The 11,926-nt window shown below is 45.6% G+C and carries 12 protein-coding genes; 6 read left to right on the top strand and 6 right to left on the bottom strand.

The features are described 5' to 3' along the window. The first annotated feature begins 480 nt into the window (after positions 1–480). The 5 genes from thrS (at position 481) to dtd (ending at position 4,147) form a co-directional block, all read left to right on the top strand. A complete protein-coding gene (gene thrS, locus BMY80_RS03870) occupies positions 481–2,409 on the top strand; it encodes a threonine--tRNA ligase (protein ID WP_031579398.1) in 1,929 nt (642 codons plus the stop codon). Further along, entirely contained in the window at positions 2,390–2,965 is a 576-nt protein-coding gene (gene infC / locus BMY80_RS03865) for a translation initiation factor IF-3 (protein ID WP_425441291.1), read from the top strand. Before thrS ends, infC begins: the two co-directional genes overlap by 20 nt. 88 nt (positions 2,966–3,053) lie before the next feature. Beyond that, complete coding sequence (rpmI, locus tag BMY80_RS03860) at positions 3,054–3,248, top strand: 50S ribosomal protein L35 (protein ID WP_031579400.1); 195 nt, start codon at positions 3,054–3,056, stop codon at positions 3,246–3,248. Positions 3,249–3,266: 18 nt separating this feature from the next. After that, positions 3,267–3,620: a 50S ribosomal protein L20 gene (gene rplT, locus BMY80_RS03855; protein WP_031579401.1), complete on the top strand. Its 354-nt coding sequence runs from the start codon at positions 3,267–3,269 to the stop codon at positions 3,618–3,620. Positions 3,621–3,709: 89 nt separating this feature from the next. Then, positions 3,710–4,147, top strand: a complete 438-nt coding sequence (gene dtd, locus BMY80_RS03850) for a D-aminoacyl-tRNA deacylase (RefSeq protein WP_093141085.1) — start codon at positions 3,710–3,712, stop codon at positions 4,145–4,147. 270 nt (positions 4,148–4,417) lie between these two features. On the opposite strand, the gene BMY80_RS03840 is transcribed toward dtd, so the two are convergent. From BMY80_RS03840 to BMY80_RS03815, 6 genes are all read right to left on the bottom strand, one after another. Continuing rightward, a complete protein-coding gene (locus tag BMY80_RS03840; RefSeq protein ID WP_031579404.1) occupies positions 4,418–5,389 on the bottom strand; it encodes an alpha-L-glutamate ligase-like protein in 972 nt (323 codons plus the stop codon). Between the two features lie 7 nt (positions 5,390–5,396). Next, a complete protein-coding gene (locus BMY80_RS03835; protein WP_037319162.1) occupies positions 5,397–6,995 on the bottom strand; it encodes an inactive transglutaminase family protein in 1,599 nt (532 codons plus the stop codon). Positions 6,996–7,147: 152 nt separating this feature from the next. Then, a complete protein-coding gene (locus BMY80_RS03830; RefSeq protein WP_093141075.1) occupies positions 7,148–8,089 on the bottom strand; it encodes an ATP-dependent zinc protease family protein in 942 nt (313 codons plus the stop codon). Positions 8,090–8,092: 3 nt separating this feature from the next. After that, the gene (gene cmoB, locus BMY80_RS03825; RefSeq protein WP_093141072.1) at positions 8,093–9,085 is read right to left on the bottom strand and encodes a tRNA 5-methoxyuridine(34)/uridine 5-oxyacetic acid(34) synthase CmoB; all 993 of its coding nucleotides are present in this window, start codon (positions 9,083–9,085) and stop codon (positions 8,093–8,095) included. 95 nt (positions 9,086–9,180) lie between these two features. Further along, complete coding sequence (gene cmoA / locus BMY80_RS03820) at positions 9,181–9,900, bottom strand: carboxy-S-adenosyl-L-methionine synthase CmoA (protein ID WP_031579408.1); 720 nt, start codon at positions 9,898–9,900, stop codon at positions 9,181–9,183. A 107-nt stretch (positions 9,901–10,007) separates the two neighbouring features. Then, positions 10,008–10,559, bottom strand: coding sequence for a DnaT-like ssDNA-binding domain-containing protein (locus BMY80_RS03815; RefSeq protein WP_093141069.1), 552 nt, complete (start codon positions 10,557–10,559; stop codon positions 10,008–10,010). A 437-nt stretch (positions 10,560–10,996) separates the two neighbouring features. Between BMY80_RS03815 and nifU the strand changes: the two genes are divergently transcribed. Further along, positions 10,997–11,926 (top strand): Fe-S cluster assembly protein NifU, encoded by a 930-nt coding sequence (gene nifU / locus BMY80_RS03810; protein WP_093141066.1) that lies wholly within the window; start codon positions 10,997–10,999, stop codon positions 11,924–11,926.

The raw sequence follows: 11,926 nt of genomic DNA, 5'->3' as shown, positions 1-11,926 counted from the left end.
TTATATGTTATGTGTTTCTTTTGCCGATAAATCAGCGGAGAAGTGCATCAGGCACAATCTCCTGATTATATATTATATACAAAAAGTGCCGTTATCGGAAATGCGGACGGAGACGTGCGTGCGACAGCGGATGACGATACGGTCGTCACGGCGGATGACGGTGTGTAATGAAACAGTTAAATAAAAGTGTTTCAGTAGGAATTGCCTGATTACGGCGAGTGCAGGTAAATGAGTATGAAAAAGCGTACGCAAAGCCTGATTTAAGGTGTTAAAACACTTGCAAAAATCCATGTGTGTAATTATATTATACAAGTTTGATCGTCGGGTGTTTTTGTAAGCATCTGCATCAGACGGGACTTTTTATGCAAACACCGGATGAACCGACCGTGCGGCCGGCGTCCTTTCAGGTGTTTATTAAAGATGTTGTATTTATTGCGTACATGATACTTGGTTTGTATCAGTACAGAAGAGGTTAGGATAATGCCTGCTATTACTCTTCCGGACGGAAGTATTAAAAATTTTGAAAACCCTGTTTCAGTTTATGATGTTGCTCAGAGTATTGGCCCTGGTTTAGCCAAAGTCTGTGTTGCTGGTAAAGTTAACGGGGAACTTGTTGATGCCTGTGAACTCATTTCCGAAGATGCTACCTTAAGCATCATCACTCCAAAGGATCAGGAAGGTGTTGAGATCATCAGACACTCATGTGCTCACCTTCTCGGTCATGCCATCAAGCAGCTCTGGCCTGAAACAAAGATGGCCATCGGTCCTGTAATCGACAACGGTTTCTATTATGACGTTGATCTCGACCACACCCTTACAGAAGAAGATCTTGCAAAGCTTGATGAAAGAATGCATGAACTTGCAAAGACCGAATATGACGTAATCAAGGAAAGAGTAACATGGGATAAGGCTCATGAAGTTTTCGGCGAAAGAAACGAGCCGTACAAGCAGCTTATCCTTGAGGAAAACATCTCTCACGATGATCATCCTGCTCTCTATCATCATCTTGAATACATTGATATGTGTCGCGGTCCTCATGTTCCTAACATGCGTTTCTGCAAATTCTTCAAGATCACCAAGTCTGCAGGTGCATACTGGCGCGGTGATGCAAAGAACAAGATGCTTCAGAGAATTTACGGTACCGCATGGGCTGACAAGAAGGCTCTTGACGCATACCTTAAGAGACTTGAAGAAGCTGCAAAGCGCGACCACCGCAAGATTGGTCCTCAGCTCGACCTTTATCACATGCAGCAGGAAGCTCCAGGCATGATTTTCTGGCACAACGACGGATGGACCATCTATCGTACTCTCGAAAACTTTATGCGTGAAAAGCTCCACAAGTACAAGTATATTGAAGTTAAGACTCCATTCATGATGGACCGTGTGCTCTGGGAACGTTCAGGTCACTGGGCAAAGTACTCAGAAGCAATGTTCACCACCAGTTCTGAAAACAGAGATTATGCTGTTAAGCCTATGAACTGTCCTGCACACATCCAGATTTTCAATCAGCGTCTGCACTCATACCGCGATCTGCCAATCAGAATGGCTGAATTCGGTCAGTGCCACCGTAACGAACCGTCAGGTTCTTTACACGGCATGATGCGTGTAAGAGGCTTTACTCAGGACGACGCACATCTGTTCTGTACTGAAGATCAGGTAATGTCTGAAGTTAGTAACTGTATCAAGTTCGTTTATGATGTTTACGGTTCATTCGGATTCAAGAACATCGATGTTAAGCTTTCAACCAGACCTGAAAAGCGTATCGGCGACGATGCGTTATGGGACAAGGCTGAACACGATCTTGCTAAGGCTCTTGACGAAAACGGCATCGCTTTCGAATACCAGCCTGGTGAAGGTGCTTTCTACGGTCCTAAGATTGAATTCACTCTTCATGACTGTCTGGGTCGTGACTGGCAGTGTGGTACCGTACAGCTGGACTTCTTCCTCCCTCAGAGACTTGAAGCCACCTATATCGGTGAAGACAATGAAAAGCACAATCCTATTATGATTCACAGAGCAATCCTCGGTTCTATGGAACGCTTTATCGGTATTCTTACTGAAGAATATGCCGGTGCATTCCCAACCTGGCTGGCTCCTGTTCAGGCTGTTGTTATGGGTATTACCGATGCTCAGGCTGATTATGTTGCCAAGGTTACCGATATGCTCGATGAAGCCGGAATCCGCGTGAAGTCTGATCTCAGAAACGAAAAGGTTGGTTTCAAGGTAAGAGAACATACTTTAATGAAGGTTCCTTACATGCTGGTATGCGGTGCCAAGGAAGTTGAAAACGGTACTGTATCAGTAAGAACCAGAAAGGGTGAAGATTTAGGTAGTTATTCAATTTCTGACTTGATTTCTTTAATCAAAAAGGATATCATTAGCCGCGGAATTGATAGCGCAGAGGAGTAATACCATTAATAACGTTAAGAAAACCGGCAAACAGGCCGCTAATAAAACCAGAATAAATGGTGAAATTAGATACCGTGAAGTAAGATTAATCGGTCTCGATGGTGAAGCTTTAGGTATAATGAGTTCTTCAGAAGCTTTAAACAAGGCTACTGAGGCAGGTGTTGATTTAGTAGAAATCAGTCCGAATGCAGAACCGCCTGTATGTCGTATAATGGACTACGGTAAATTCCTTTACGAAAAGAGTAAGGCTCAGAAAGAGCAAAAGAAAAAGCAAAAGCAGGTGCAGGTTAAGGAAATTAAATTCCGTCATGCAACTGACGAAGGCGACTATCAGGTAAAACTTCGCAACCTGATACGTTTCCTGGAAGACGGTGACAAGGCTAAGGTAACCATGCGTTACCGCGGTCGTGAAATTGCTCACCAGGACATCGGTCTCGACGTAATGAAGCGTATTGAAAAAGAACTTTGTGTCGACAGAGACCTTGCTGTGGTTGAATCTGCCTCTAAGATGGAAGGTCGCCAGGCTGTCATGGTGTTATCACCGAAAAAAAGGTAGTAATCCGGGGAAGTTAACCAAAGTGCTGTACTGATGTACGCCTCCCGTATTATGTGTTTTTAATATTCCAATGTGGAGTTTTTTTATTATGCCAAAAATGAAAACTGATAAGGGTGCTCATAAGCGTTTTAAGAAGACCGCTAACGGCTTCAAGCGTAAGCACTGTAATCTTCGTCACATCCTGACCAAGAAGTCTACTAAGCGTAAACGTCATTTACGTGCTATGACTATGATTCATAAGTCAGATCTTCGTAATATCGTTAATTTATTACCTTACGCATAACAGAGGAGTAGTTAGGAAATGGCAAGAGTAAAGCGCGGTGTTACCGCTCATGCACGTCATAAGAAGGTTTTAAAGGCTGCCAAGGGTTATTACGGTGCTCGTTCACGTGTTTACCGTGTTGCCGTACAGGCTGTAACCAAGGCTGGTCAGTATGCTTATCGTGACCGTCGTCAGAAGAAGCGTCAGTTCCGTCAGTTATGGATCGTTCGTATTAACGCTGCTGCTCGCGTAAACGGTTTATCATACAGCAAGTTTGTATGTGGCTTAAAGAAGGCATCTATCGAATTAGATCGTAAGATCCTCGCCAACATCGCTGTTAACGATAAGTCAACCTTTACTGTTCTTGTAGAAAAGGCTAAGGCTGCTCTGTAATTCAGTAATATTGACATACTGTTAATATTTTGGTGAAATGTACCACACCTCCGGGTGTGGTATTTTTTTATATGGAGAGATTTATAAACATGATAGCCCTGCTACAGAGAGTGAATTTCGCTGATATTACGGTTGACGGCAGCTGTATCGCTTCCATGAAAAACGGTGTTCTCGCCTTTATTGCCTTTGAAAAGGGGGATACGGCTGAAAAGTCCCGCAGAATGCTCGATAGAATTCTTAAATACCGCATTTTCAGCGATTCTGAAGGTAAGATGAATCTGAACGTCAATGAAGCCGGCGGTAATCTCATGCTGGTATCCCAGTTTACTCTGGCCGCAGATACCGATCGTGGAAACAGACCGAGCTTCGATCCCGCCATGCCGCCGCAGGAGGCCAGACAGATGTATGACGAACTTGTTGCGTATGCCAGAAGTGTAAAGCCCGGGGTGCAGACCGGGGAATTTGCAGCCGATATGAAGATTCGTCTTGAAAATGACGGCCCCGTAACCATATCACTGCATATCTAGATTAAACAGGAGACGCTGTTTCTGTGACTGAGAACATTGAAAGATTTTCGGAATAAGCAGAATCAGAAAAAATACCGGCATTACGGACGCTGATGTCATGGCGTGGTGCAGAATTGAAATTCTTAGCTCGGATGCTTCATGCGAACGGTCGGCAGGAACTGGTACGTTCATACGGTCAATGCGTCCTGTTTTACCGTAATCACGGTTCATTGAGCCTAAAAAAGCCCGATATCTGTATGATAACGGGCTTTTGGGTGCAATGTCTTTCGGTTAAACCGCATGAACACCGAAGTGTTCCTGAGATACCTTTACTCTTTCCTCAGGCGGAAGGTAACCGTGCTTTTCGATAAAGGCTTCCACAAAATGAAGTCTAGGAAGCAGACCGGCACCGTTGGCTGTCTGAATGGCCATGCCCGGACGTGCGTTTAATTCCAGAAGCAGCGGACCTCTCTTCTTGTCGAGAACTATATCGGTACCGATATAACCGAGTCTGGACATGTCATAGCAGCTTGATGCCAGATTGAGTACGCTTTCCCACTGCGGTACCTGAAGATTTGCCAGCAGGGCACCGGTGTCAGGGTGCTTTTCAATCGGATTGTTGAACTGCACTGCTCTCACTGCTTTGCCTGAACGCAGACAGATGCCTACGCCCACGGCTCCCTGATGCAGGTTTGCCTTGCCATCCGAAGCTGCGGTAGACAGACGCATCATACTCATTACGGGATATCCCTGGAATACGATTACGCGGACATCAGGTACACCTTCATAGCTGTAATCGGCGAACACGTCATCAAAATTTATCAGATCTTCAATCAGCGCAAAGTCCTGCTTTCCGCCGAGAGAGAACAGACCGGCAAGAATATTGGATATGTGTCTTTCGATATCCATGGCGGTCAGAGCCTGTCCGTTAGGCTTGTAGAAGGCTTTTTCATCGGTTTTGGTGATAACCAGAATGCCTTTACCGCCGGAACCGTGTGCCGGTTTGATGCAGAAGCCGTCGCGATCCTTAACTATTTTAATGAAGTTTTCCACATCGTACTGATGCTTGATTGAGCCAATCAGATTGGTGGTGGAAACCTTGTTTTTAAGAGCCAGTTCCTTGGTCAGCAGTTTATTGTCCACCAGAGGATACAGAGCTCTTTCGTTATAGCGTCCGATGTAGTTTACATTACGCTGGTTCATGCCCATTATCCCCAGTCGCCCCAGGGTAAATGGAGAGCAGTATTTTTTAAAAGGCCACAGATTCATATTACAGATCCTTTTTCAGCTCTTTGATTTCCTGTCTGAGTCTGTCAGCTTCAAGCTTCTGACCGGTAGGTGAGTTAATCTGTTCGGCAAGCGGCTTGAAACGCTTTAATTCGCTCAGACGGTAGCCGGTGTAGTTACCCATGAGCAGTACGGCGGCCAGTATAACCAGCTGGAGACCGAGGAAATTGAAGGTAACGTGCTGAACGATGGCGCTGTTCATGGCAAGGTAGGCCAGAACCGCAACCAGCAGTGAGCCGGAGCCCTGTTTCATAACTTCACGCGGACCTTCTTCCTCCCACAGAATTGACATTCTTTCGATGGTCCATGAAAGAATAATCATAGGGAAGAAGGTAATCTTGATACCGTCAGAGATACCAACCTTGTAGGTGATGAAGCTCAGAATACCGATAATACCGATAACCGCTATGATTACCGTTGATATTCTCGCCACCAGCAGCAGGTTCAGGTGTGACAGCCATGAACGGATAATCAGACCGATGCCCACAATTGCAAGGAAGCCGATGAGACCTACAGACAGATTGGTCTGCAGGAATGACATGGCAATCAGTACAGGCATGAAGGTACCGGAGGTCTTGAGGCCGACGATTATACGCAGGAATACCACAATGAGTACGCCGATAGGTATAAGCAGTACGCTCTTGAACACGGCTCTTTCTTCGATAGGAAGAGTGTTTACGGAAAGGTCTACGTAATCCTTGCCCTGAGAGGTGGTGGCATTACGCTTGAGATCGAAAGCCTTCTGATCGCTGATGAAGTTACGTACGATGGAGAAGCTTACGTTTGAATTGTCACCGCCGGTAACGTCGATGGTGGAACTGTTGTTGTTATTCCAGATGAACACGTCCTTGCCGATACCCATGGTTTCAGCGGTAGGGTCAAAGATATGGTATTCATTGTTTTCGTTGAATACGGCGATGTAGGTGAGAAGCTTCTGATTTCTTCTGCCGTCTTCAAGCTTGATGGCGGTAACCTGCTGTGCTGGAATGCCGGCAAGATTCAGGATCTTTACGATGATGTCAGCTTTCTTGAACTTGTTCAGCAGAAGCTTGGCGTTCTGATCCTGATTGTGCAGTTCCTTGAATATCTCGTTGGTGAGGGTGAACGGATCCACGCTGCGTGAGTAGGCCGCATCCTTAATCTGCATCAGTGCGGAATAGTATGGTTCAGGTTCAAGTATTTCAGCAACTTCAGGAACCGTCATCAGGGTGTTCTTGAATGCTTCATCGGCGAGAACTTCAACACGGTAGTAAAGAGTCTGGTTGCCTGAAGCAAGTCTCTTGCTCCATTCGGCACGCTGCTGACCGTTAATTTCCTTGTAGTTGAGACCGTAGTCCGGACTGGCGGTGGTTTCATTCACAACCTTGTAGCCGGGCTGCTGTGTCGGAATGGCAAAGGAAACTCTTACAGGAAGATTTTCCTTATTTGCCTGAAAGGTAATCTTTGCTTCAATGTCCCAGGCAATGTTCTTTTTCCCGGGAAGCCACGGCACCGAGAAGGTAAAGTGCTGATAGCACATTAAACTTATGCCCGTAATTAGAAGGAAGGCTATAACAAGGTAGTACACTCCACGACTCATCATAATTGCATGTCCTGAATTTTTTTATACTAAAACATCAAGGAATCACTTCTGTACGACGTTTTCCTTAAACGTGACTTTTATGATTCCGCTGCTATAAAAGAAACAATCTGAAGGCAAACCGGTTACCTTCAGATTTGTAAACTCATTATTTGTTATTTGGCCGGTTTGGCTCCGTTGCCCGCAGTCTGAACATTCTGACTGTCGGCCGGCTTTGCCGGAATTTCTTCTTTTTTGCTGTCTTTCTTAACCAGATTCTTCTTGGTGGTATCCTTGTAGTTTGTGAATACCGTGTTTGCCTCAATTCTCTTCTGTACGTGATGTCTTGAAACATCGACTACGGCAATATCCTTGATGAATTCACGGCCGATAAGGATAGGGTAGGCCATACTGGTTCTGTTCTTTAAGGAGAATTCCGCCTTTCCGGTGTAGGAATCAACCTTGACGGTAAGCTTTACCACTGGTCTGTCTTCAATGTTACCGTTGGTTGAGGCCTGTTTAATCTGAGTGTTGCGTACCCATGGAGCTTCAATGGTGATGGTATTGTCTTCGGTAAGAGGAATACCGAAGCGGTACCAGGTCTTGCCGTCTCTTTCAAACTTCTCAACATCAACGGCACTGATTGAAGATACGGCGGCACCGGTATCAATACGGCCTTCAAGTGAGGCATCGGCTTCACCGATGTAAATCCATTCAACTTCACCGAAGATCATCTTTCCGTCTGATAATTTTGTACTGTCGGCATTCATGGTTTTGACTTCCTTCGGAGATTCTACCTGACTGTTCATTTTACTGTTGATGGTGGTGCGCAGGGAATTCAGGTTGCTGTTGATTTCCGCAAGTTCTTTTCTGTTGCTGTGCGCGGATTCGATTTTTTCATTGAGAGCGGCCATTTCGGCTGTTCTTGATGCCTTGAGGTCAGCAAGTTCTTCTTTGATTGAGGCAAGCTCCGGAATCAGTGTTGCCTGCTGATCTCTCAGTTCATTGATGGCATTGAGAGTGGTGCTGCCGGATGTGTCGTTTGCCATCTGACAGCCGGTAACTGTCATAAGTATCAGTGTAATGGCTGAGCATAATTTCTTTGTATGTCTGAACATATCTTATCTACCTTTTTTCTGGGCTGTAAATACGGCTCTTGTAGGTGCCTGATAACCTTCAATGGTCCTGGTGTGATCCTGCGGATCCAGAAAATCCTCCAGAGACTCCGTAATCATTAATTCCGTACGGCGCTGTTCTTCAGTGGTTGTCATGCATACGTCTATTAATTTTACATTAATATATCCGCATCTATTCAATAAATTTTCCAAGGATGAGATCGATGGTATATACCAGATGTTCGGCATTTTGGCATAACGGTCTTTCGGAATGAGAACAGTCTGCTCGTCTCCCTCGATAACCATGGTCTCAAGAACCAGTTCACCGCCGGGTACCAGCTGGCTCTGAAGCTGCATCAGATGGTCAACGGCACTGCGTCTGTGGTACAGCACTCCCATTGAAAAAACCGTGTCGAACGCTTCAAGCTGAGGCAGCTGTTCAATACCCAGGGGAAGCAGATGAATCTTCTTCTGAATGTCTTCAGGAACTGCGCGTTTAAACAGTTCAAACTGGGCAGTGAACAGAGCGCATGGGTCAATACCCACTACTCTTTCGGCTCCCTCGCCGAGCATACGCCACATGTGGTAACCGTTGCCGCAGCCGACATCAAGGATTTTTCGGCCGGCAAGCGGAGTGATTCCTTTAATCAGGCGATCCCACTTCATGAAGCTGCGCCATTCTGATTCCGCCTTTTCTCCGAAAAATTCGTACGGTCCCTTGCGCCAGGGCATCATTTCTCTGTAGAGAGCCCTGAGCATCTGGTGCTGTCCGGGAGTGATGTCTTCTCCTCTGCCGAATGACACGTACGGCTGATTGAGGTTCAGGGTATCGGCATGCAGTGATCTGGTACGTTCCAGAATTTTTTCGTATCTGCGGAATTCCTGCCCTTCGGCTGATTTCAGAAAAGCTTCCAGATCTGCCGGCAGTCTGGTGAGCCAGCGGCTGAGCTGCCGGTCTCCAGCGATTGTTTCCAGAAAGGTATTGAAGGGGGTAAACATCAGAAATACTCCATAAAGTGCATCGGATAATATTTGATGCGTAGTTTAATGTTTTGCCGTGCTTTGGTAAACAGATTTTTTTTGCTTTTGCAAATTTACTTTATGGCTATTATCGAGCCGAAATTAAAGCACTGATACCATACCGACGCGTGTGAAAAACCGCAGTTTTTCAGACGGGCGATATGAGTCGGAACTTCATCGGAAATCAGCACGTTTTCAAGAGATGTTCTCTTCTGACTGATTTCAAGATCCGAGTATCCGTTGGCCTTTTTGAAATCAAGATGCAGGTCGAAGAGGGTGTTCTGTATGGTTTCATCCGCAAACTTGAATTTTTCACTGAGTACGAGGATTCCGCCGGGAACCAGGGAATCGGCAATCTTTTTCATGAGAGCATCGCGTTTTTCCGGAGCGATGAACTGAAGCACAAAGTTTAGCACCACGACTGATGACGGTTCGAATTCGAAATCGGTGATGTCTCCGGCAATTATGTTCACTTTTCCGTTGCCTTTATAGCCTTTTACTATTTCTCTGGCACGGCTTACCATTGCTTCCGAATTGTCGATGCCGATGACTTCACAGCCTTCGGCTGCGTATCTGTTCATTTCAATGCTGCAGGCGCCGAGACTGCATCCCAGGTCATAGAGCTTGGTGTCGGGACGGGAAAATTTCGCAGTGAACATGCCGATGGCACTGACAATATTCGAATACCCGGGAACCGATCTCCTGATCATGTCGGGAAACACGTTTGCCACAGTATCATCAAAAGAAAAATCACCGATACGGTCACGGGGAGCCGCGAATATATTGTCATGCATAATCAGAATACTTCCATTGTTCAAAAACGTGACAATTATAACAGAAACGGTGCTGATTAACTACAGATGACATGAGCCGGTACGGCAAAAAAACGTTCCGTGCGGAATCAGATTTCGTGTCTCTTTCTTTTCAGAAAATTTATGAATGCCAGATTCCAGTGGGGATCATCCTTTACCGCTCTGGTGGTAATCCAGTAGCTTACGAATTCATTGAGTTCCGTCAGGTTGAAGGAAATGTCCGAAAGCCCGCTGAACTGAGCCTGCTCGGCAAACTGGGACGACGGCTGCCAGTCTGCATGCATGGGGTAGAGACGGAATGAGGTTTCCTCGGATGTTCCTGCAAATCTTGCGGGAAGACGGCAGCGGATTCCGCTGTAATACGGTACCTGACCGCTGACGACCGATGCCGGCTTTTCAAGAGGTTCAAGCAGACCGAAGCGAATAAGCTCAAGAATGTAACCGTTGATTTCCTCGGCATTCGGACGGTACGCGTAACCGCCGTTCTGACTGATGATGGTAATGCTGTTGAGAGCCATGACGTAGTCCAGAACGATTTCCCCGTTCTCCGAATAGGTGGAGAGATAGGCGGTGTAAATGACTCTTGACTGCAGATGCAGGTATCCGTTGGTTATGATTTTGATTTCCTGGGCATTCAGCATGGTGTCTTGTTCCGTTTGATTAGATAAACAGTTAAAGAATCATCAATCATGTATGCTGTGAATCAGGAAAAAAACAGAGATGAAAATACACTGTTTTTTTCTCATGATATTCCGGACGACATGACAGACGCCTTCTTCATTAAGTGAACGGAAAATATAGCATAAATAAAGATTCCGGTAAAAGATCGCGTATTCAAAAACGTAAAATACATCGTCTGGAAAAATCTTTTTTTTGTCAAATGATAATTTTTATCTTGGTGATAAAAAAAATCAGATAAAAGTGTGATTAATGATTTATAATTTCAGGCGTTTAGAGAAAGAACGATTTTTAATTTTCCAAAGTACCACGACTGCGTGTTTCGGTGTATTCACTGCATACGGAAGTTCCTCGGAACCGTACTTTGTGAAATTTTTAATTAAGAGAGGCAGATTTATTTATGTGGGATTATTCAGAGAAGGTAAAAGATCACTTCTTCCATCCGAGAAATGCCAAGGTTGTTGAAAATGCGAATGCAATTGGCGACGTTGGTTCCATTTCATGCGGTGATGCGCTCCGTCTGATGCTTAAGGTTAATCCGGAAACTGACGTTATTGAAGACGCAGGCTTCCAGACTTTCGGCTGCGGCAGTGCCATTGCTTCATCTTCAGCTCTTACTGAAATGATTATCGGCAAGACCATTGATGAGGCTCTTAAGATTACCAATCAGGATGTTGCCGATTATCTGGATGGTCTTCCTGCCGAAAAAATGCACTGTTCCGTAATGGGTCGTGAAGCCCTTGAAGCAGCGGTTGCTCAGTACAAGGGTGAAGAATATGTTCATGACCACGAGGATTCTCCTCTTGTCTGCAAATGCTTCGGTATCGATGAAGCCAAGATTGTCAGAGCTATCAAGGAAAACAATCTGAGCACCGTTCAGGATGTTACCAACTATACCAAGGCCGGCGGCGCATGCGGTTCATGTATTGAAAAGATTGAGGAAATCATCAAGAAGACTCTTGATGAAATGGCAGGTGACGCCTACTACAAGGGACAGTGTGAACATGCCAACAGAGCCTCTCAGACAGAAGAAAAGGAAATTACCGTTCAGACTGCTCCTGCAGATGAAAATGTTCCTGAAAACGAAGCGGTTCCTTTCTATCAGACCGTGGTGGACATTATCGAAAGAATGAAGCCAGCTCTGGCTCAGGACGGCGGCAGCGTGGTTCTCAAGCGTGTTACCGCTGATCGTGTTGAAGTTGAACTCTCTGGTGCCTGCACCGGCTGTATGATGACCGATATGACACTGTCATGGATTCAGCAGCAGATTATGGAAGCCATCGGTGAATACATTCAGGTTGTTAACGTAGGTACTCCATCTCATCACTAA

The sequence above is a fragment of the Ruminobacter amylophilus genome (assembly GCF_900115655.1).
GTDB lineage: Bacteria > Pseudomonadota > Gammaproteobacteria > Enterobacterales > Succinivibrionaceae > Ruminobacter > Ruminobacter amylophilus.
Note: the sequence above shows the minus strand (reverse complement) of the source record. Positions and strands in the feature narration are given on the sequence as shown.